Source organism: Pseudomonas entomophila (assembly GCF_023277925.1).
GTDB classification, from domain to species: domain Bacteria; phylum Pseudomonadota; class Gammaproteobacteria; order Pseudomonadales; family Pseudomonadaceae; genus Aquipseudomonas; species Aquipseudomonas entomophila_D.
Genome location: NZ_CP063832.1, coordinates 3,734,655 through 3,756,281, shown reverse-complemented (window position 1 = coordinate 3,756,281; position 21,627 = coordinate 3,734,655). Strand labels below are relative to the sequence as shown.

16 protein-coding genes, 2 tRNA genes and 2 pseudogenes are annotated in these 21,627 nt (G+C 63.0%); 13 read left to right on the top strand and 7 right to left on the bottom strand.

Features of this window, described 5'->3' with window-relative positions:
* Window positions 1-246: 246 nt before the first annotated feature.
* The 4 genes and pseudogenes from IM733_RS16635 to IM733_RS25755 form a co-directional block, all read left to right on the top strand.
* Window positions 247-1,434, top strand: coding sequence for an ATP phosphoribosyltransferase regulatory subunit (locus tag IM733_RS16635; RefSeq protein WP_213658529.1), 1,188 nt, complete (start codon window positions 247-249; stop codon window positions 1,432-1,434).
* A 56-nt stretch (window positions 1,435-1,490) separates the two neighbouring features.
* Entirely contained in the window at window positions 1,491-2,783 is a 1,293-nt protein-coding gene (locus IM733_RS16630; protein ID WP_248917647.1) for an adenylosuccinate synthase, read from the top strand.
* A gap of 154 nt (window positions 2,784-2,937) precedes the next feature.
* A pseudogene (locus IM733_RS25760) lies at window positions 2,938-4,008 on the top strand (methyl-accepting chemotaxis protein); the annotation flags it as partial.
* A 390-nt stretch (window positions 4,009-4,398) separates the two neighbouring features.
* Window positions 4,399-4,914 (top strand): annotated as a pseudogene (locus tag IM733_RS25755) (methyl-accepting chemotaxis protein); the annotation flags it as partial.
* Window positions 4,915-4,978: 64 nt separating this feature from the next.
* Here IM733_RS25755 and IM733_RS16620 read toward each other — a convergent pair.
* The 4 genes from IM733_RS16620 to IM733_RS16605 form a co-directional block, all read right to left on the bottom strand.
* Complete coding sequence (locus IM733_RS16620; RefSeq protein ID WP_248917645.1) at window positions 4,979-6,544, bottom strand: ABC transporter permease; 1,566 nt, start codon at window positions 6,542-6,544, stop codon at window positions 4,979-4,981.
* On the bottom strand, window positions 6,544-7,557 hold the full coding sequence (locus IM733_RS16615) for an extracellular solute-binding protein (protein ID WP_248917644.1): 1,014 nt from the start codon (window positions 7,555-7,557) through the stop codon (window positions 6,544-6,546). Before IM733_RS16615 ends, IM733_RS16620 begins: the two co-directional genes overlap by 1 nt.
* 276 nt (window positions 7,558-7,833) lie before the next feature.
* Window positions 7,834-7,920 (bottom strand) — tRNA-Leu (locus IM733_RS16610).
* A gap of 87 nt (window positions 7,921-8,007) precedes the next feature.
* A tRNA-Leu gene (locus IM733_RS16605) sits at window positions 8,008-8,094 on the bottom strand.
* 271 nt (window positions 8,095-8,365) lie between these two features.
* Between IM733_RS16605 and rnr the strand changes: the two genes are divergently transcribed.
* From rnr to IM733_RS16565, 8 genes are all read left to right on the top strand, one after another.
* Window positions 8,366-10,939, top strand: a complete 2,574-nt coding sequence (gene rnr / locus IM733_RS16600) for a ribonuclease R (RefSeq protein ID WP_248917643.1) — start codon at window positions 8,366-8,368, stop codon at window positions 10,937-10,939.
* Window positions 10,936-11,679 carry a 23S rRNA (guanosine(2251)-2'-O)-methyltransferase RlmB gene (rlmB, locus tag IM733_RS16595; RefSeq protein ID WP_213658523.1) on the top strand — a complete coding sequence of 248 codons (744 nt, stop codon included), beginning with the start codon at window positions 10,936-10,938 and terminating at the stop codon, window positions 11,677-11,679. Before rnr ends, rlmB begins: the two co-directional genes overlap by 4 nt.
* Window positions 11,680-11,973: 294 nt before the next feature.
* On the top strand, window positions 11,974-12,399 hold the full coding sequence (gene rpsF, locus IM733_RS16590; RefSeq protein WP_011535936.1) for a 30S ribosomal protein S6: 426 nt from the start codon (window positions 11,974-11,976) through the stop codon (window positions 12,397-12,399).
* Window positions 12,400-12,427: 28 nt separating this feature from the next.
* Window positions 12,428-12,658, top strand: a complete 231-nt coding sequence (gene rpsR, locus IM733_RS16585; protein WP_003249563.1) for a 30S ribosomal protein S18 — start codon at window positions 12,428-12,430, stop codon at window positions 12,656-12,658.
* Between the two features lie 35 nt (window positions 12,659-12,693).
* Window positions 12,694-13,560, top strand: coding sequence for a hypothetical protein (locus IM733_RS16580; protein ID WP_240066370.1), 867 nt, complete (start codon window positions 12,694-12,696; stop codon window positions 13,558-13,560).
* Window positions 13,561-13,580: 20 nt separating this feature from the next.
* Complete coding sequence (gene rplI / locus IM733_RS16575) at window positions 13,581-14,027, top strand: 50S ribosomal protein L9 (protein ID WP_011535934.1); 447 nt, start codon at window positions 13,581-13,583, stop codon at window positions 14,025-14,027.
* 113 nt (window positions 14,028-14,140) lie between these two features.
* On the top strand, window positions 14,141-15,538 hold the full coding sequence (gene dnaB, locus IM733_RS16570) for a replicative DNA helicase (RefSeq protein WP_213658520.1): 1,398 nt from the start codon (window positions 14,141-14,143) through the stop codon (window positions 15,536-15,538).
* 101 nt (window positions 15,539-15,639) lie between these two features.
* Complete coding sequence (locus IM733_RS16565) at window positions 15,640-17,937, top strand: YgiQ family radical SAM protein (protein WP_248917642.1); 2,298 nt, start codon at window positions 15,640-15,642, stop codon at window positions 17,935-17,937.
* 121 nt (window positions 17,938-18,058) lie between these two features.
* Here IM733_RS16565 and IM733_RS16560 read toward each other — a convergent pair whose 3' ends face one another.
* Window positions 18,059-18,646: a TIGR00730 family Rossman fold protein gene (locus tag IM733_RS16560; protein ID WP_213658518.1), complete on the bottom strand. Its 588-nt coding sequence runs from the start codon at window positions 18,644-18,646 to the stop codon at window positions 18,059-18,061.
* A 349-nt stretch (window positions 18,647-18,995) separates the two neighbouring features.
* On the opposite strand from IM733_RS16560, the gene azu reads away from it, so the two are divergent.
* The gene (gene azu, locus IM733_RS16555; RefSeq protein WP_248917641.1) at window positions 18,996-19,442 is read left to right on the top strand and encodes an azurin; all 447 of its coding nucleotides are present in this window, start codon (window positions 18,996-18,998) and stop codon (window positions 19,440-19,442) included.
* A gap of 112 nt (window positions 19,443-19,554) precedes the next feature.
* On the opposite strand, the gene nadE is transcribed toward azu, so the two are convergent.
* Window positions 19,555-20,382, bottom strand: a complete 828-nt coding sequence (gene nadE / locus IM733_RS16550) for an ammonia-dependent NAD(+) synthetase (protein ID WP_248917640.1) — start codon at window positions 20,380-20,382, stop codon at window positions 19,555-19,557.
* A gap of 3 nt (window positions 20,383-20,385) precedes the next feature.
* Entirely contained in the window at window positions 20,386-21,591 is a 1,206-nt protein-coding gene (gene pncB, locus IM733_RS16545) for a nicotinate phosphoribosyltransferase (RefSeq protein ID WP_248917639.1), read from the bottom strand.
* Between the last annotated feature and the right edge of the window lie 36 nt (window positions 21,592-21,627).

Sequence of the window (21,627 nt, the reverse complement as noted above, 5' to 3'; positions counted from 1 at the left end):
GCTAAAATGCCAGGCGGGGTGCATCCCAGGCGAAAAGGGGTGTATGATGAGTCAGCCGGGAAATTCCCGGCTTTTTTGCGTCTGTAAGGTTCATTGGCCCAAGTGCGGCCCCGGCGCAAGGTAATCGAGGATGTTGGTAACGGTGGCTGCGCTGGGCTCGGTCCTGCCCGCTGCTGTCCGCCAGGATCCGTTTCACTCAAGGCTCGCCGCCAGGCAGGCCGCCCGGACCAAAGGGGAAATGGCGTAATGGCAACGGTAGACCGCTGGCTTTTGCCAGATGGCATCGAGGAAGTACTGCCACCTGAGGCTGCGCGCATCGAAATCGCGCGTCGGCAGGTGTTGGACCTGTTCCAGAGCTGGGGATACGAGCTGGTTGTCACGCCCCATATCGAGTACCTGGAGTCGCTGCTTACCGGCGCCGGTCAGGATCTGGATCAGCGCACCTTCAAGGTTGTCGACCCACAATCCGGGCGCCTGATGGGCTTCCGTGCCGACTTCACCCCGCAGGTGGCGCGCATCGACGCCCATACCCTGCGCCGTGAAGGCCCGAGCCGCCTGTGCTACGCCGGTAGCGTGTTGCACGCGCAACCGCGTGCCCTGTCCACCTCGCGCAGCCCGATCCAGCTGGGCGCTGAACTGTACGGCGATGCCAGCCCCACCAGCGATGTCGAAGTCATTAGCCTGATGCTCGCCACGCTGCAACTGACCGATGTGCCGGATGTGCACATGGACCTCGGCCATGTCGGTATCTACCGCGGCCTGGCCCGTGCCGCTGGCCTGTCCGGCGCGGTCGAGCAGCAGCTTTTCGACGCCCTGCAGCGCAAGGCGGTCGATGAAGTGCAAGCACTGACCGCCGACCTGCCGAAAGACCTGGGCAACATGCTGCGCGCGCTGTGCGAGCTGTGCGGTGGCCGTGAAGTGCTGGCCGAGGCCCGCGTGCGCCTGGGCCGTGCCCCGGCCAGCGTGCTGGCGGCGCTGGACGACCTGCTGGCGATCGCCGATCGTCTGGCGTCGCGCTACCCGGACCTGCCGCTGTACTTCGACCTCGGCGAGCTGCGTGGCTATCACTATCACACCGGCGTGGTGTTCGCCGTGTTCGTTCCGGGCGAAGGTCAGTCGATCGCCCAGGGCGGCCGCTACGACGACATCGGCGCTGATTTTGGCCGGGCGCGCCCGGCCACCGGTTTTTCCACGGATTTGAAGACCCTGGTCACACTGGGGCGAGCGGAGGTCGTATTGCCTGCTGGCGGCATCTGGATGCCCGACAGCAGCGATGCGGCCCTCTGGCAGCAGGTCTGCCAGTTGCGCAACGAGGGCCAGCGCGTGGTCCAGGCTCTGCCTGGCCAACCGCTGAGTGCTGCTCTCGAGGCGGATTGTGATCGGCAATTGATTCAGCAAGACGGGCGCTGGCAGGTTCTGCCGCTGACCCATTGAGATTCTTCGCCGGCAGTGGGCCGGCAACCAAGTTTGCGTGAATGAGGACAAGTGTTATGGGTAAGAATGTCGTCGTCCTGGGCACCCAGTGGGGTGATGAGGGCAAAGGCAAGATCGTCGATCTGCTGACCGAACATGCTGCCGCCGTAGTGCGCTACCAGGGTGGCCACAACGCGGGCCACACCCTGGTGATCAACGGTGAGAAGACCGTTCTGCACCTGATTCCCTCGGGCATCCTGCGTGAAGGTGTGCAGTGCCTGATCGGCAACGGCGTGGTCGTTGCGCCGGACGCCTTGATGCGTGAAATCACCAAGCTGGAAGAGAAGGGCGTGCCGGTGCGCGAGCGCCTGCGCATCAGCCCGGCGGCGCCGCTGATCCTGTCCTACCACGTGGCCCTCGACCAGGCCCGTGAGAAAGCCCGCGGCGAAGCCAAGATCGGCACCACCGGCCGCGGTATCGGCCCAGCCTACGAAGACAAGGTTGCACGTCGCGGCCTGCGCGTCGGCGACCTGTTCCACCGCGAGCGTTTCGCCGCCAAGCTCGGTGAGCTGCTGGATTACCACAACTTCCAGCTGGTGAACTACTACAAGGAGCCGGCCATCGACTTCCAGCAGACGCTGGACGAGTGCATGGCCTACGCCGAGCAGCTCAAGCCGATGATGCTCGACGTCACCGCCGAATTGCACAACCTGCGCCGCGCCGGCAAGGACATCATGTTCGAAGGCGCCCAGGGCTCGCTGCTGGACATCGACCACGGTACCTACCCGTACGTCACCAGCTCCAACACCACCGCTGGTGGCATTTCCACCGGTTCCGGCGTTGGTCCGATGTACCTGGACTACATCCTGGGTATCACCAAGGCCTACACCACCCGCGTCGGCTCCGGTCCGTTCCCGACCGAACTGTTCGATGAGACCGGCGCCACCCTGGCCAAGCGTGGCCACGAGTTCGGTTCGACCACCGGCCGTGCCCGTCGTTGCGGCTGGTTCGACGCCGTGATCCTGCGTCGCGCCATCGACGTCAACAGCATCTCGGGCATCTGCCTGACCAAGCTGGACGTGCTGGACGGCCTGGAAACCATCAATATCTGCGTAGGCTACAAGAACGAGCACGGTGCCGTCATCGACGCGCCTTCCGACGCCGACAGCTACATCGGCCTGGAGCCGGTGTACGAAGAGATGCCGGGCTGGAGCGAGTCCACCCTGGGTGTGAAAACCCTGGAAGAGCTGCCGGCCAACGCTCGTGCCTACATCACCCGCATCGAGGAACTGATCGGCGCGCCGATCGACATCATCTCGACCGGCCCGGACCGCAACGAGACCATCGTGCTGCGTCATCCGTTCGCCTGATCGGCCGCTTCGGTAGCTGATTTAACGCCGCGCTCCTGCAAGGGGGCGCGGCGTTTTTGTTTTCAGTGCAGCCCGAACTGGTACGGACGCTACGCATACTGGCATTTTTGCCTGCTGCCTTCGGCACAACCCTTGCTGTAAGAAGTTTCTGAAGATGCCATCAAAGCAATGGCGCCAGAAACACGAGGGTTACAACGTGTCTGCCATCCTTTCACTGTTACGAAGCCGCCTCTTGCGGCCTGTGTTTGTTGCGCTTGGTATCGCTCTTCTGGTGCAGGTGCTGGTTGCGGTTGCACTGACACGGAGCACGGTCACGGCCCTGGAGGCCGATCTGGGGGAGCGGCTGGGCAATGACAGTCGCAAACTGGCCACGGAGCTTGAGCAGGCCGGGCAGGATGTGCGCGCCGGGCTCGACAGTCTGTCGGCCAGCACCCGTCAGCGCCTGAGCACCGGTCTTTCCGAGCGGTTGCAGAGCGAACAGCAACAACTGCGCGCGACCCTGGAGAAGAACTTGAAGGACTCGGCCAACGACATGGCTGAACTGCTTGCCTCCGTCGCACCGCGCGCTATCTGGGACAACGATGTGCCGATGCTTTCGGACTTCGCCCGGCGCGCCCAGCGCAACCCCAACGTGCTGTTCGTGATCTACGACGACGCCCAGGGCCAGCACCTGACCCGCTACCTCAACCGGCAGAACCCGATCAACCAGGCGCTGATGGACAAGGGCCAGGGCGAGCGGGCGCTGGACAAGGTGCTGGACGCGGCGCGCAAGGACCCTTCGGTGTACTTCGTCGAAGCCTCGATCAGCCCCAACGGTGCCGAGATCGGCAAGGTGCTGATGGGCGTTTCCACGGCCGGTGTCGATCAGGAGTTGAAGGCACTCGACCAGCGTTTCGCGGCACTGATCGCCAGCGGCGAACAGCTGGTCGGCGACAGCCTCGTGGCTGCTGCCGCCGACAGCGGCAAAGCGCTGCGGGCGCGCCTGGAAACCGCGCAGAACAGTGCGACAGCAATGCAGGCCAATACCGCGCAGACCGTGCGTGACGCCGCCGGCGAGCTGCGTTGGCGCATAGGCCTGGGCCTGGTGCTGGTCGGGTTGGGTGTGCTGCTGGTGGTGGCTGTGGTGCTGGGCCATCGGGTGGTGAATAAGCTGCGTCTGCTGATCGCTGCGCTGAATGACCTGGCTGCCGGGGAGGGCGACCTGACCAAGCGCGTGAAGCTGGACAGCCGTGACGAGATCGGTGACATGGCCTCGGCGGTCAACCGCTTCGTCGATAAGTTGCAGCCCATCGTGCGTGAGGCAGGTGAGGTAGCTCAGCGTACCGGTGTGGAGATCGGTAGCATGGCCCAGCGCAATGCAGGCGCCGATGCTGCTGCAGCCTTGCAGCGCGATGAGGTGGCTGCCAGCCTGCGCGACCTGTCGAGCATGGCGGACGAAGCGCAGGCCGAGAGCCATGCGATGCAAGCCGCGCTGCAGCAGGTGGTGGATATCCGTCAGGCCACCGACGAGAACAGCCGCGCCTCTACTCAATTGGCGCGGTTGATCGAGAACCTGGCGGGTGAGGTCGAAACCGGCTCGCAAGTGATCGAGCGGCTGGCCAAGCAGAGCGAGCAGATCGAAGTCGTGCTGACGGTGATCCACGGTATTGCCGAGCAGACCAACCTGCTGGCGCTCAATGCCGCGATCGAGGCGGCGCGCGCGGGTGAGACCGGGCGCGGGTTCGCCGTGGTGGCCGACGAGGTGCGGGCGCTGGCGAGCAAGACTCAGAGTTCGACTGGGGATATCCAGTCGCATATCGTCGCGTTGCAACAGGGCGCCAAGGAGGCGGTGGCAACCATCAGCCAGGCCGGTCGCCAGGCCAGCGAGGGCTTGCTGGTATTGCGCGATAACGAACGGCGTCAGCAGTCGGTGCAGGCGGCGGTGGAGCAGGTGCATGCGGCGATCGGGCTGGCTACCCGCGCGGCCGAGCAGCAGGCCAGTGGCGCGCAGGCGGTGCGTGGGCGGGTGGAGACCATCCATGCCCAGGCCGAGCGTTCGGCTGAAGTGGTGATGCAGACCACGGCCAGCAGCAAGGTGCTGGATGAGCTGGCGGCGCAGTTGCGGGCGAGCTTGGGGCAGTTCAGGGCCTGAGGTTCGCCGGCAAGCCGGCTCCTACACGAAAGCCGTAGGAGCCGGTTGCCGGCGAACAGGGATCTCAGGCCTTGTTCAGGTACATCCGCGTGGTCAGCAGATACACCGGCAAGCCAGACACCACGATCAGCAGCGCCGCATAAGGCGCTGCCGCCGCGAACTCGACATTGGCGGTATGCGCCCACACCTCGGTGGCCAGGGTGGTCATGCCGGTCGGGCTGAGCAGCAGGGTTGCGGTCAGCTCCTTCATCGCATCCAGGAACACCAGGGCAAAGGCCGCAGCCATCGCCGGGAAGATGATGGGCAAGGTGACCCGGCAGAACGCTGCGAAGCTGCTGGCGCCCAAGGTGCGAGCAGCCTCTTCCAAGGTCGGCGAGGCCTTGTTCAGCGCGGTGCGCACCGGTGACTGCGCCAACGGCAGGAACAGCAGGGCATAGGCCAGGATCAGTAGCGCGGTGGTCTGGTACAGCGCCGGCACGTAGTGCAGGGCGAAGAACACCAGTGTCAGCGCGATCACCAGGCCGGGCAGGGCATGCAGCAGGTATGGCAGGCGTTCGGCCCAGATCGCCAGGCGGCCTTTGTAGCGCACCACCAGGAAGCTGATCGGCAGGGCCAGCAGCACACAGAAGCCGGCGCCGCCCAGCGACACCGACAGCGAGGTCAGCAACGCTTTGCTGATCGCCGCCACCGGGAAGGCCGCCGACGAACCCACGCTTAGCCAGTAGGCGAGCATGGCCAGTGGAATACCGCTGCCCAGCACTGCCAGTGCCAGGCAGAAGAGCTGCCCGAGTGGCATCCAGGCACGCAGGCGTACCGGCTGCGCACGGCGTGCCACGCCCTGGCCAATACGCACATGGCGTGCCTTGCCGCGTACTCGCAATTCCAGCCACAGCATCACCAGGCACAGCGCCAGCAGCACCGCCGAGAGCATGGCTGCGTTGGCGTTGCTGAACTCCAGCTCGAACTGTTGGTATATCGCCGTGGTGAACGTCTGTAGCCCAAGGATCGACAGGGCGCCGAACTCTACCAGCATGTGCAGGGCGATCAGCAGCGCGCCGCCGAGCATCGATGGCCACAGCAGCGGCAGGGTGATCTTGTGGAACACGCCCCAGCGGCTGCAGCCCAGGGTGCGCGCCGACTCTTCGAGCGAGGTGTCGAGGTTGCGCAGGGTGGCGGCCACCGGCAGGAACACCAGCGGGTACTTCGACAGCGCCATGACCAGGATCGCCCCGCCCAGCCCTTCGAAGTCCGAGCTCAGCGACACCCAGGTGAAGCTGCTGATGAACGATGGCACGGCGAACGGCAGGCACAGCACCACGCCCCACAAGCGTCGCCCAGGCAAGTCGCTACGCTCCAGCAGCCAGGCCAGGGCGACACCGGCCAGCAGGCACAGTACGGTGACACCGACCATCAGCAGCAGGGTATTGCGCAGCAGCCCCCAGACGAAGGGGCGCCAGAGCAACCGCAGGGCTTCGTGCCAGCCGGCTTCCCAGGCCTTGAGCCCGACGTACAGAAGCGGCAACAGGCTCATCGTCACCAGGAACAGTACGGGCAGAACCACCCAGATGGATGGGCGCCGGCGTTTCGGGACGAAGCGCGACAAGGTGGGCGAGGGCAGGGCGGCGGTCATCAGAGCAGGCCAACCTCGCGCTCGAGCTCGATGGCTTCCTCGGCATTGCCCAGGTCGGCCGGCGAGATCTTCGGCGGGCGCAGTTCCTCGAACGGCTTAAGGCCACGGTCAGAGACCATGCCTTTGTGCAGCGGGTACTCGGCGGTGGTCTGGGTGATCACCCGCTGGCCTTCTTCGCTGGCCATCCAGTTAAGCAGGGCCTGGGCCTCTTTCGGGTGCTTGCTGGCCTTGACCACGGCGGCGCCGGAGATGGTCACCAGGTTACCGGCATCGCCATCGGCCAGGTAGTACAGCTTGGAGTCGAGTTTTCCGCGCTCGCGCTCCAGGGCATACCAGTAGTAGTTGTTGACCAGCACGGCGGCGACTTCACCCTTTTCCACGGCCTTCAACGCAACCATGTTGTTGGTGTAGGCCTTGCCGAAAGCCTTCAGACCCGTCAGCCACTCTTCGGTGGCTTCGCGGCCATGCATCTTCAGGATGGCCACGGCCTGTTCCTGGAAGGCGCCGCTGGTGGGAACATAGCCGACGCGCCCTTCCCATTCAGGGTTGGCGAAGTCCATTACTGTCGTCGGCAGGTCTTTTTCATCGATCTTCTTCGGATTGAACACCACGATGCGGGTGCGGGCGGTGATACCCATCCAGGTGCCGTTGGCGCCTACGTACTCCTTGGGCATCATGTTCGCGGTGGCATCGTCGATCTTCGCCAGCAGGCCCAGCTCGCCCAGGTTGTTCAGGGGCGGGGACTCCTCGGTGTAGATGATGTCGGCCGGCGAGCGCTCGCCTTCCTCGATGATCTGGCTGGCCAGCTGGTTGCTGCTGCCCTTGCGGATATTGATATGGATACCGGTCTTGGCCTCGTAGGCCTTGGCGATGGCGTCGCCGATTTCCTTGTGCTGGCCGTTGTACATGGTCAACGTGACCGGTTCGTCTGCCAGGGCGGCCGGCGCGCCGATCACCAGGCTCAGGAGTGCAGCGGCCAGGGTGCGCATCAGCGGTTGCGGGCGGATCGTCATGCGGGTACTTCCTCGCTTACGGCTACATATTTGGAAACAATGGTAAACGAAATCGTTTCTCAAATGGGCACATGGCGGGAAATTCATGGGCGGGTGCGCGCGCAGCACAATCCGTAGGAGCCAGCCTTGCTGGCGAACCAGGCGCCGCGGAGCATGGGACCGGCTGTGCCGGTGTTCGCCGGGAAGGCCGGCTCCTGCGGTGATCGCGTCGCTTTGGGCGCGGGCGAAAAAACGCAGGCAAGAAAAAACCCACTAGCAAGCTAGTGGGTTTTTGTATGGTGCCCAGGAGAAGACTCGAACTTCCACGACCGTTAAGTCACTGATACCTGAAACCAGCGCGTCTACCAATTCCGCCACCTGGGCAAAGCTTTGAATCATCTGCTGAAAGCGATCAACGTTCGCGTTCACACAGTAGTAACAGATCCTTGGTCATCTATTACTTGAAAATCTTGGTGCCCAGGAGAAGACTCGAACTTCCACGACCGTTAAGTCACTGATACCTGAAACCAGCGCGTCTACCAATTCCGCCACCTGGGCACACATTCGAGATTACAAGATGCTTTACAGCGCCGTTCATCTCTACTACAACTTCGGGGTTGTCCGTCGTTGTGGTGCGCACTATACGGACGCTCCTGATGGCTGTAAAGCCCCCGAACGAAAAAAAATTCAAAAAATTCAACTTGTTGATTCCGTGGGCCTATTGCCGCGCGAAGGACGTGCTGCCGGGGCTGTCCAAGGCTGACATTTCCGGTTTCAATACGCCTATGCCAGAATTCATATCTATATACCCCAAGGTGAACCCCTTCTGATGGCCGATTGGCAATCCCTCGATCCCGAGGCCGCTCGCGAAGCGGAAAAATACGACAACCCCATCCCCAGCCGTGAGCTGATCCTGCAGCGCCTCGCCGACCGTGGCGAACCGGCCGCACGCGAACAGCTGGCTGAAGAGTTCGGTCTTTACGAAGAAGACCAGATCGAAGCCCTGCGCCGCCGTCTGCGTGCCATGGAGCGCGATGGCCAGCTTATCTATACCCGGCGCGGCACTTATGCCCCGGTAGACAAGCTCGACCTGATCTGCGGGCGCGTTTCCGGCCACCGTGACGGCTTCGGCTTCCTGATTCCCGACGACGGCAGCGAAGACCTGTTCCTCAGCCCGGCGCAGATGCGCCTGGTGTTCGACGGCGACCGTGGCCTGGCCCGGGTTTCCGGCGTCGATCGCCGTGGCCGCCGCGAAGGCGTGCTGGTCGAAGTCATCTCCCGTGCCCACGAAAGCGTGGTCGGCCGCTACTTCGAAGAGGGCGGCATCGGCTATGTGACCCCGGACAACCCGAAGATCCAGCAGGAAGTGTTGGTGACCGCCGGACGCAATGGCGGCGCCAAGATCGGCCAGTTCGTCTCGATCAAGATCACCCACTGGCCGACCCCACGCTTCCAGCCCCAGGGCGACGTGGTCGAGGTCATCGGCAACTACATGGCGCCGGGCATGGAAATCGACATCGCCCTGCGTAGCTATGACATCCCGCATGTCTGGCCGCAGGACGTGATCAAGGAAGCGCGCAAGTTCCGCTCCGAAGTCGAGGAAAAGGATAAAGAGAAGCGCATCGACCTGCGCCACCTGCCGTTCGTCACCATCGACGGCGAGGACGCCCGCGACTTTGACGATGCCGTCTATTGCGAGCCGCTGGGCAAGCTGCGCCTGTTCTCCGGCGGCTGGCGCCTGTACGTGGCGATCGCCGACGTGTCCAGCTACGTGCGCCTGGGCTCGGCCCTGGACGTCGAGGCCCAGCAGCGCGGCAACTCGGTGTACTTCCCCGAGCGCGTGGTGCCCATGCTGCCCGAGGAGCTGTCCAACGGCCTGTGCTCGCTGAACCCGCACGTCGATCGCCTGGCCATGGTCTGTGAAATGACCATGAACAAGGCCGGCCAGATGGTCGACTACCAGTTCTACGAAGGGGTGATCCACTCCCATGCCCGCCTGACCTACAACAAGGTCAGCAGCATGCTCGAGCACGCCCGCACCCGTGAAGGCAAGGCGCTGCGCGAGGAGTACAAGGAGGTCCTGCCGGACCTGAAGAACCTGTACAACCTGTACAAGGTGCTGGTCGATGCTCGTCACACCCGTGGCGCGATCGATTTCGAGACCCAGGAAACCCGTATCATCTTCGGCGAAGACCGCAAGATCGACGAAATTCGCCCAACCGTGCGCAACGACGCCCACAAACTGATCGAGGAATGCATGCTGGCGGCCAACGTCGCCACCGCCGAGTTCCTGCAGAAGCACAACGTACCTTCGCTGTACCGCGTGCACGACGGCCCGCCGCCTGAGCGCCTGGAAAAGCTGCGCGCTTTCCTCGGCGAGTTGGGGCTGACCCTGCACAAGGGCAAGGATCCATCGCCCAAGGACTACCAGCAACTGCTGGCGAGCATCGCCGGGCGTCCGGACTTCCACCTGATCCAGACCGTCATGCTGCGCTCGCTGAGCCAGGCGGTGTACAGCGTCGAGAACAATGGCCACTTCGGCCTGAATTACGAAGCCTACACCCACTTCACTTCGCCGATCCGTCGCTACCCGGACCTGCTGGTGCACCGCGCCATCCGCAGCGTGATCCGCTCGAAGGTCGACACCCCGCACGTCAAGCGTGCCGGCGCCATGAGCATCCCCAAGGCGCGCATCTATCCGTACGACGAGAACACTCTCGAGCAGATGGGCGAGCAGTGCTCGATGACCGAGCGCCGCGCCGACGAGGCCACCCGCGACGTGGTCAACTGGCTCAAGTGCGAGTACATGCGTGATCGCGTGGGCGAGACCTTCCCGGGCGTGATCACCGCGGTGACCGGTTTCGGCCTGTTCATCGAACTGACCGACATCTACGTCGAAGGCCTGGTGCACGTCAGTGCCCTGCCGGGCGACTACTACCACTTCGACCCTGTGCACCACCGCCTGTCTGGCGAGCGCAGCGGGCGCAGCTTCCGCCTGGGTGACACGGTCGAAGTCAAGGTCATGCGCGTTGACCTCGAGCAGCGCAAGATCGACTTCGAAATGTCCGAAGCCGCCGTCAACGCCCCGGTCGGCCGCAAGCCGCGCGCGGCGTCGGCCGAGCCAGCAGCACAAGCCGCGCCCGCAGGTGAAGCGAAGATTTCGCCCAAGCCGCGCAGCCGCAAGGGCGAAACCGCCGAGGCGTACTTCCCGAAAGACGCCGTTCAGCGCAACGCCGAGGTGCGCAAGAGCCGCGAGATGAAAAAGGCCCTGATGAGCGATGCCAAGCACAGTGCCCACGCAGGCGGCAAGGCGGAAAAGGGTGCCAAGGCTTCGGGTAAGGCCAAGCATCGCAAGGGGCCGTCGAAGTCCGGCGCGCCACGTAAGGGCAAGAGCAAGCCATGAGTCAGCTGGAAAAGATCTACGGTGTGCATGCCGTGCAGGCACTGCTGCAGCACCACCCCAAGCGCGTGAAGCAGATCTGGCTGTCCGAAGGGCGCAGCGAGCCTCGCATTCAGGCTTTGCTGGCCCTGGCCGCGGAAAACCGCGTCCAGGTCGGCCAGGCCGAGCGTCGTGAACTCGATGCCTGGGTCGAGGGTGTTCATCAAGGCGTGGTCGCCGAGGTGAGCCCAAGCCAGGTGTGGGGCGAATTGATGCTCGAGGAGTTGCTCGAACGCACTGAAACGCCACCGCTGATCCTGGTGCTCGATGGCGTGACCGACCCGCACAACCTCGGTGCTTGCCTGCGCACTGCCGATGCTGCCGGGGCCACCGCCGTGGTGATCCCCAAGGACAAGTCCGCGAGCCTGACCGCCGTGGTGCGCAAGGTGGCCTGCGGCGCTGCGGAAGTGATTCCCCTGGTGGCCGTGACCAACCTGTCCCGCACCCTGGAAAAACTCCAGCAGCGTGGCCTTTGGGTGGTCGGCACTGCCGGCGAGGCCGAGCAGGAGATCTACCAGCAGGACCTGACCGGCCCGTTGGTGATGATCATGGGTGCCGAAGGCAAGGGCATGCGCCGCCTGACCCGCGAGCACTGCGACTTCCTGGTCAAGTTGCCGATGGCGGGCAGCGTCAGCAGCCTCAACGTCTCAGTGGCAACTGGGGTGTGTCTGTTCGAGGCCGTGCGCCAGCGCCAGAAAATCTGAAAGCTGGCGTTGTTTCTGTAGGAGCCAGCCTTGCGGGCGAACGCCGGTACAGGCGGTGCCATGTATTGCGGCGCCTGTTTCGCCAGCAAGGCTGGCTCCTACATGAATACCCGATGCCGGGTTGTTCAAATATTCGCCAATCTCCTTGCTTGTCCCTCCGGCCTTCTCTACAATTGCGCCCCTTGCCGAGCTGGCAGGTGCGCATGCGCCTTCTCGCTTGGGCAAGTCATACAGTGTCATTCACTCCTTGTCTGACCAGGTTGCTGGCAGACTACTAACCCGTAAGGAGCATTCATGCGTCATTACGAAATCATCTTCCTGGTTCACCCGGACCAGAGCGAGCAAGTCGGCGGCATGGTTGAGCGTTACACCAAGCTGATCGAAGAAGACGGTGGCAAGATCCACCGCCTGGAAGACTGGGGCCGTCGTCAACTGGCCTACGCAATCAACAATGTTCACAAGGCTCACTACGTGATGCTGAACGTTGAGTGCACCGGCAAGGCCCTGGCCGAGCTGGAAGACAACTTCCGCTACAACGATGCCGTGATCCGTAACCTGGTCATCCGTCGCGACGAAGCCGTTACCGGCCCGTCCGAGATGCTCAAGGCCGAAGAGAACCGCAGCGAGCGCCGTGAGCGTCGCGAACGTCCTGAGCATGCTGATGGCGCCGAAGGCGACGACAGCAATGACAGCGACAACAGCGATAACGCTGACGAGTAATCCACGGACCTTTTGAGGAGCCAATCACATGGCACGTTTCTTCCGTCGTCGTAAATTCTGCCGCTTCACTGCTGAAGACGTGAAAGAGATCGACTTCAAAGATCTCAACACCCTGAAAGCTTACGTATCCGAAACCGGCAAGATCGTTCCAAGCCGCATCACCGGTACCAAAGCTCGTTATCAGCGTCAGCTGGCCACCGCTATCAAGCGCGCCCGCTTCCTGGCCCTGCTGCCCTACACCGACAGCCACGGCCGCTGAGACCGGGTCGTCGACTTAAGTAGCAAGGGATAAGCATGCGAGCGTTAGCGGGTTTCATCATGCGCGGTCGTGTGCAGGCCACCCTCGTGGTGGTCATCAGCGCGGTACTGCCGCTGCTGTTCTGGTTGAGTGCCGCCGCCGGGAGCCTGGTGTTCCTGCGGCGTGGGTTCAAGGATGCGTCATCGGTCATCGCCTGGGGCCTTTTGCCAGCGGTGGCCATGTGGTTCTTCGGCGAACCGAGCACCTTGCTGGTGCTGCTGGGGACGCTGGGGCTGGCCGCTTTGTTGCGTGCCGGGCATTCCTGGAACCGGGTGCTGCTGTCCAGCATCGTATTAGGCCTGGTCTACGGCCTGATCCTGGACGTGGCGCTGCGCGAAACATTCGAAGTGCTGGCCAAGGCGCTTGAAAAAGCCCTGCCGCAGTTCGAAGGCAAGCCAGTGTTGCCTGGTGAGCTGATCGGCCCTTTGCTGGTCGCTTCCAGTGCGGTGATGTTGCAGCTGTTCAGCGTGGTGGCTTTGATGCTGGCGCGCTACTGGCAAGCTGAGTTGTACAACCCCGGTGGTTTCGGTCGCGAATTCCGCGACGTGAGGCTACCGCCAGTATCGATGCTGGCGCTGGTGTCGCTGATGGTGCTGGGCCCGTTCCTCGGGTCACAGTTCATCGTGCTGGCATCGGCATCAAGCCTGGTACTGCTGCTCGCTGCCCTCGCCCTGGTTCATGGGCTGGTGGCACAAGGGCGACTGGCCGGTTTCTGGCTGGTGGGGCTGTACGTGACGCTGCCGCTGCTCATGCAGCTGATTTATCCGTTGCTCGTGGTTTTGGCCATTGTCGACAGCCTGTTTGATTTTCGCGGTCGCAAGTCCCCTTCACAGGGTGACGACTCCGCGAACGGTGAAGGTTAAAAGTTAAGAGGTTTTACCAAATGGAACTGATCCTGCTGGAAAAAGTCGCCAACCTGGGTAACCTGGGCGACAAAGTAAACGTTAAGGCCGGTTACGGCCGTAACTTCCTGCTGCCGTTCGGCAAGGCCACCGTTGCCAACGCCGCCAACCTGGCTGCGTTCGAAGAGCGCCGTGCCGAGCTGGAAAAAGCCGCAGCAGACAAGAAAGCTTCGGCTGAAAGCCGCGCTGCCCAACTGGCCGAGCTGGAAGTGACCATCACTGCCACCGCTGGCGACGAAGGCAAGCTGTTCGGTTCGATCGGCACCCACGACATCGCTGACGCCCTGACCGCCTCCGGCGTTGAAGTGGCCAAGGCTGAAGTTCGTCTGCCGAACGGCACCATCCGTCAGGTTGGCGAATACGACGTAGCCGTGCACCTGCACAGCGACGTTGAAGCCACCGTACGCGTGGTTGTCGTAGCTGCCTAAGCTGCGCTGATCGGCTGGCCCCTCGCGGGCCGGGCGGTTAACATCGGGCACGGTCCTGTTCTGAACAGGCCGTGCCCTTTGTCTTTTTCATCTTCCAGAATTCTTTCGTGGCCATGAACGAGATCACCCATCCCGAACAGCTCGACCTGCAAACCGCTGCGCTGAAGGTGCCGCCGCATTCCATCGAGGCCGAACAGGCCGTGCTCGGTGGCCTGATGCTGGACAACAACGCCTGGGAGCGGGTGCTGGACCAAGTGTCGGACGGCGATTTCTACCGGCATGACCACCGCCTGATCTTCCGCGCCATCCACAAACTGGTGGATGCGAACCAGCCATTCGACGTGGTGACACTGCACGAACAGCTGGACAAAGAAGGCGTGTCGACGCAAGTGGGCGGCCTGGCGTACCTCGCCGAACTGGCCAAGAACACCCCGTCGGTGGCCAACATCAAGGCCTACGCTGCGATCATTCGCGAGCGTGCCACATTGCGCCAACTGATCAGTATCAGTACTGATATCGCCGACAACGCCTTCAACCCGCAGGGGCGCAACGCCGAGGAAATCCTCGACGACGCCGAGCGGCAGATCTTCCAGATCGCCGAGGCGCGGCCGAAGACCGGCGGCCCGGTGGGGGTCAATGAGCTGTTGACCATGGCCATCGACCGCATCGACACGCTATTCAACTCCGACAGCGACATCACCGGTGTTTCCACTGGCTTCACCGACCTGGACGAAAAGACCAGCGGCCTGCAGGCGGCCGACCTGATCATCGTTGCGGGCCGCCCCTCGATGGGCAAGACCACCTTCGCCATGAACCTGGTGGAAAACGCCGTGTTACGCAGCGACAAAGTGGTGCTGGTGTTCTCTCTCGAGATGCCCGGTGAATCGCTGATCATGCGTATGCTTTCGTCGCTGGGGCGCATCGACCAGACCAAGGTGCGTTCCGGTCAGCTGGACGACGACGACTGGCCGCGGCTCACTTCGGCGGTCAACCTGCTCAATGACCGCAAGCTGTTCATCGACGATACCGCTGGCATCAGCCCTTCGGAAATGCGGGCGCGGACTCGCCGCCTGGCACGAGAGCACGGCGAAATCGCCATGATCATGGTCGACTACCTGCAGCTCATGCAGATTCCGGGCTCGGCCGGTGACAACCGGACCAACGAGATTTCCGAGATCTCCCGCTCGCTCAAGGCGCTGGCCAAGGAGTTCAACTGCCCGGTAATCGCCCTGTCGCAGCTCAACCGTTCCCTGGAGCAGCGCCCGAACAAGCGCCCGGTCAACTCCGACCTTCGTGAATCGGGTGCGATCGAGCAGGATGCCGACGTAATCATGTTCGTGTATCGCGACGAGGTGTATCACCCCGAGACCGAGCACAAGGGCGTGGCCGAGATCATCATTGGTAAGCAGCGTAACGGCCCCATTGGCTTCGTGCGCCTGGCGTTCATCGGCAAGTACACCCGCTTCGAGAATCTCGCGCCGGGCATGTACAACTTCGACGACGACGAATAAGCCACCAGCCCATGAATCCGACCACCACCGTCGGATTTGGTCAAAATTTGTGCTATATTCCGCGCCCGCGATTTTCCTGCACACCAGAACCGGTCACTGACATGCAAGCAGCCAAACCACTCTACGACTATCCCAAGTACTGGGCCGAATGCTTCGGACCGGCACCGTTCCTGCCCATGAGCAGGGAGGAGATGGATCAGCTCGGCTGGGACTCCTGCGACATCATCATCGTGACCGGCGACGCCTACGTCGACCATGCCTCGTTCGGCATGGCGATCATTGGCCGGCTGCTGGAAGCCCAGGGCTTCCGCGTGGGCATCATCGCCCAGCCGAACTGGCAGTCGAAAGACGACTTCATGAAGCTCGGCGAGCCGAACCTGTTCTTCGGTGTCGCGGCCGGCAACATGGACTCGATGATCAACCGCTACACCGCGGACAAGAAGATCCGTTCCGACGACGCCTATACGCCCGGCGGCATGGCCGGCAAGCGCCCTGACCGTGCCAGCCTGGTGTACAGCCAGCGCTGCAAGGAAGCCTACAAGCATGTACCGATCGTGCTTGGCGGCATCGAGGCTTCGCTGCGGCGCATCGCCCACTATGACTACTGGCAGGACAAGGTCCGCCACTCGATCCTGGTCGACGCCAGCGCCGACATCCTGCTGTACGGCAATGCCGAGCGGGCGATCGTCGAGGTTGCCCAACGCCTGTCCCAGGGCGAGAGCATCGAGCACATCACCGACGTGCGCGGTACCGCGTTCATTCGCCGCGACACGCCGCAGGGCTGGTTCGAGATCGACTCCACCCGCATTGACCGTCCGGGCCGGGTCGACAAGATCATCAACCCGTACGTGAACACGCAGGATACCCAGGCCTGTGCCATCGAGCAGGCCAAGGGCGATCAGGAAGACCCGAACGAAGCCAAGGTCGTGCAGATTCTCGACAGCCCGAGCGTCACCCGCGAGAAGTCGGTGATCCGCCTGCCGTCGTTCGAGAAAGTCCGCAACGACCCGGTGCTCTACGCCCATGCCAACCGCGTGCTGCACCTGGAGACCAACCCGGGCAACGCCCGCGCCCTGGTGCAGAAGCATGGCGAAGTGGATGTGTGGTTCAACCCGCCACCCATCCCGATGACCACCGAAGAGATGGACTACGTGTTTGGCATGCCCTACGCGCGCGTCCCGCACCCGGCCTATGGCAAGGAGCGCATCCCGGCCTACGAGATGATCCGCTTCTCGGTGAACATCATGCGTGGCTGCTTCGGTGGCTGCACCTTCTGCTCGATCACCGAGCACGAAGGCCGGATCATCCAGAACCGCTCCCACGACTCGATCATCCGCGAGATCGAGGAGATGCGCGACAAGGTGCCGGGCTTCACCGGCGTGGTCTCCGACCTGGGTGGCCCGACCGCCAACATGTACCGCATCGCCTGCAAGAGCCACGACATCGAGAAGCACTGCCGCAAGCCGTCGTGCGTGTTCCCTGGTATCTGCGAGAACCTCAACACCGACCACAGCTCGCTGATCGAGCTGTACCGCAAGGCGCGTGCATTGCCAGGGGTGAAGAAGATCCTGATCGCCTCGGGCCTGCGCTACGACCTGGCGGTGGAATCGCCGGAGTACGTGCGTGAGCTGGTCACCCACCACGTCGGTGGCTACCTGAAGATCGCGCCGGAGCATACCGAGCGTGGCCCGCTGGACAAGATGATGAAGCCGGGTATCGGCACCTACGACCGCTTCAAGCGCATGTTCGAGAAATTCTCGAAGGAAGCGGGCAAGGAGCAGTACCTGATCCCGTACTTCATCGCCGCGCACCCGGGCACCACCGACGAAGACATGATGAACCTTGCCCTGTGGCTCAAGGGCAACGGTTTCCGTGCCGACCAGGTGCAGGCGTTCTACCCCTCGCCGATGGCCTCGGCCACCGCGATGTACCACTCGGGCAAGAACCCACTGCGCAAGGTCACCTACAAGAGCGAAGGGGTGGAGATCGTCAAGAGCGAGGAGCAGCGCCGGTTGCACAAAGCGTTCCTGCGCTACCACGACCCGAAGGGCTGGCCGATGCTGCGTGAGGCGCTGCAGCGCATGGGCCGCGCCGACCTGATCGGGCCGGGCAAGCACCAGCTGATCCCGCTGCACCAGCCGCAGACCGACAGCTACCAGAGCGCGCGCCGCAAGAACTCGACCCCGGCCGGCAGCCACAAGGTGGGCAAGGACCAGAAGATCCTCACCCAGCATACCGGCCTGCCGCCGCGTGCCAGCGATGGCAGCAAGCCGTGGGACAAGCGTGAGAAGGCCAAGGCCGAGGCGTTCGCCCGCAACCAGCAGGCGGCCAAGGAGCGCAAGGAAGCGGCCAAGGGCGGCAAGGGCAAGAAGCCGCGCCAGCCTGTTATTCCGCGTTGATTGAACAGGGGCCGCGTTGCGGCCCATCGCCGGCAAGGCCGGCTCCTACCTGTGCAGCGTGACCCGTAGCCTGTAGGAGCCGGCCTTGCCGGCGATGAGCTGCAAAGCAGCCCCTTTGCGATTAATCCGGCTGCTTGTCGACCCACTTCGGCAACACCGGCGACTCGAACCGATCCATCCCCTCCAGCAGCGCCTCCGGCTGCTGGCCGAGCAACAGCATCGCCCGATGCTGCGGCCGTACGAAGCCTTCCTCGACGATGTGATCCAGGAACCCGCCCAGCTTCTCGTAGAACCCGTTCACATCCAGCAGCCCCAGCGGCTTGGCGTGATAGCCCAGTTGCCCCCAGGTCCACACCTCGAACAGTTCCTCCAGCGTCCCCAGGCCGCCCGGCAGGGCGATGAAGGCATCGCTGAGTTCGGCCATGCGCGCCTTGCGTGCGTGCATGCCGTCCACCACTTCCAGGCGGGTCAGGCCCTTGTGGCCGATCTCGGCGTTCATCAGGCTTTCGGGAATGATGCCGATGACCTCGCCACCGGCCGCCAGGGCGGCATCGGCGACGGTGCCCATCAGCCCTACCGCGCCACCGCCGTACACCAGCGTCAGGCCACGGCGGGCGATGGCCTGGCCCAGGGCGACGGCAGCTTCGCGGTAGGCGGGGTTGGCGCCGATGCTGGCGCCACAGAAGACACAAACGGAACGTACAGGCATTGCTTATCTCCCTTTACATGCGCGCACAGGGTAAGGCGCATGCCTGTCGCTTCCAAGGGGTGATTACTCGGGGCGGGCGAACTCGCAGACGGCCGCGCCACTGGCACCGCTGGCATAGGCAGCCAGCAGGCTGCGCATCAGGCTGTTCAACGTCATGGTAATTACTCCTGAATGAGAGGTTGTCCCATCGTCCAGGAAGAGGGCATGATGTGCACGTTGATTGGTTGTATACAATCCATTGAACAAATCTACTGCCTGGCCACTTGACACCCCTTGACCCATATCAGGGACGGGCGTTCCGGTTTCAGGCAGACTCGCAATTGATAAACCCCTGCCAAGGAGATTCATGATGTTTGCGAAAGCTGTAGCGGTATCCCTGCTGACCCTCGCCAGCGCCTCTGTCTTCGCAGCCGAGTGTTCGGTGACTGTCGACTCGACCGACCAGATGTCGTTCAACACCAAGGAAATCGTCATCGACAAGAGCTGCAAGAAATTTACCGTGAACCTGGAACATTCGGGTAACTTGCCGAAGAACGTCATGGGCCACAACATTGTCATCAGCAAGACAACTGACATGCAGCCGATTGCTACCGACGGCCTGAGCGCCGGTATCGACAAGTCCTATCTGAAAGAAGGTGATGAGCGTGTCATTGCTCATACCAAGATCATTGGCGCGGGAGAGAAAGACTCGGTGACCTTTGATGTGTCCAAGTTGGCTGCTGGCACCGAATATAGCTTCTTCTGCTCGTTCCCTGGCCACATCTCGATGATGAAGGGTACGGTCGTCGTCAAGTAAGCGACGCCTGAGGCAGTACACTCGTGGGAGCGGGCTTGCCCCGCGATGGCGATGGTGAGTCCACCAGGTCATCGCGGGGCAAGCCCGCTCCCACAGTTGTTTCTACGCCTAATCAAGGCGCGAACGGCAGCTCGCGCTTGTGCTGGGTCTTGCGGTAGGTGGCGACGATGATGTCGAACGCCTCCTGGCTCACCGACTGGCCATGCAGGAAGGCGTCGATCTGCTGGTAGGTCACGCCGTGGGACGCTTCGTCCGGCTTGCCCGGCTCGAGGTCTTCGAGGTCCGCGGTCGGCACTTTCTCAACCAGCGCCTCCGGCGCGCCAAAGCTGCGCGCGATCGCCCGCACCTGATTCTTCACCAACCCGCTCAGCGGCGCCAGGTCGCAAGCCCCGTCACCGAATTTGGTGAAGAAGCCCATCACCGCCTCTGCGGCGTGGTCGGTGCCGATCACCAGGCCCGCGCGGGCGCCGGCGACGGTGTACTGGGCGACCATGCGCGTACGCGCCTTGATGTTGCCGACGACGAAGTCCACCAGGGTTGGCGAGCCGTTTTTCAGTTCCTGCACTTCTGCCGCCAATGCCTTCACGGCTGGCGCGATATCGATGGTGTGTACCTCATCTGCCTTGATCACCTCAAGACACGCCTGGGCGTCGTGCTCGTCGTGCTGTACATGGTACGGCAGGCGCACGGCGATGAAGGTGTAGGCCTTATCGCCGGTTTCGCTGCGCAGCTCGTTGATGGCGCGCTGGGCGAGCAGGGCGGCAGTCAGCGAATCGACACCGCCGCTGATGCCCAGCACCAGGGTCTTGAGCCGGGCGTTGGCCAGGCAGTCCTTGATGAAGGCCACGCGCCGGGCGACTTCTCGCTCGAGCGCGGCGGCGTCTTCGAACGGCGGCTGCACCTTGAGCGCCCGGGCAATCTCTTGCTGAACGGCTTGCATGGGTTACTCCTTGCTGGGGACTTTGAATACGTGACGCAGGTAAGTGACGAAGTTCTCGTCGCGGCACTGGGTCTTGGCGGCTTCGTCGGAGATCTTCGCCACCGGTGAGCCGTTGCAGTCGGTCATTTTAAGCACGATGTTCATGGGTGCCACACCGGGGATGTCGCAGGTCAGGTTGGTACCGATACCGAAACTGACGTTGATGCGCCCGCGCAGGGCACGGAAGATTTCCAGTGAACGGGTGAGGTTGAGGCCATCGGAGAACACCAGGGTCTTGGTCATCGGGTCGATGCCCAGCTTCTGGTAGTGGGCGATGGCCTTCTCGGCCCAGGCCACCGGCTCGCCCGAGTCGTGGCGCAAACCATCGAAGAGCTTGGCGAAATACAGGTCGAAGTCCTTCAGGAAGGCATCCATGGTGATGCAGTCGGTCAGGGCGATGCCCAGCAGGCCGCGGTATTCACGTACCCAGCAATCGAGCGCGGCGATCTGGCTGTCGATCAGCCGTGGGCCAAGCTGCTGGTGGGCCATGATCCATTCATGGGCCATGGTGCCCAAGGGCTTGATATCCAGTTTCCATGCCAGGTCGACGTTGCTGGTGCCGACGAAGCGGGCCGGGAAGTCGTCGCGCAGCACGCGCACCACTTCCTCCTGGACACGGCTGGAGAAGCGCCGCCGGGTGCCGAAGTCGGCCACTTGCAGGTGGGCCAGCTCGTCGTCGCTGGCATGGGCGCGCAGCCAGTCGAACTTGCGCAGCAGCTGGTCGCGCGCTTCAGAGAGGCGCATGCGTGGGTGCAGATGGCGGTTGCGTACTTCGCTGATGATCGCCAGCAACGGCACTTCGAACAGGATCACGTGCAGCCAGGGGCCACGGATGCGCAAGAACAGCTGGTCATGCTCGATGCCGACGCGCACGTAACGCAGGTTGAAGCGGAACAGGCGCAGGAAGCGCAGGAAATCGGGCTTGAGGAAGCTGATGCGTTCGAGGAAGGCCAGCTGCTCGTCTTCCAGGGTCAGTTCGCTGAGCAGCTCAAGCTGGTTGCGGATCTCGCCCAGGTAAGGGCGCAGGTCTTCACCGTTGCGGCAGCGAAACTCCCACTCGACGTCGGCGTCCGGGTAGTTGTGCAGCACCGCCTGCATCATCGTCAGCTTGTAGAAGTCGGTGTCGAGCAGGTTGTGCACGATGCGCTCGGCGAATGCGCTCTCGCTCATCAGGTGGGGCTCCAGGGCGTCGAATGGTGGCTATTG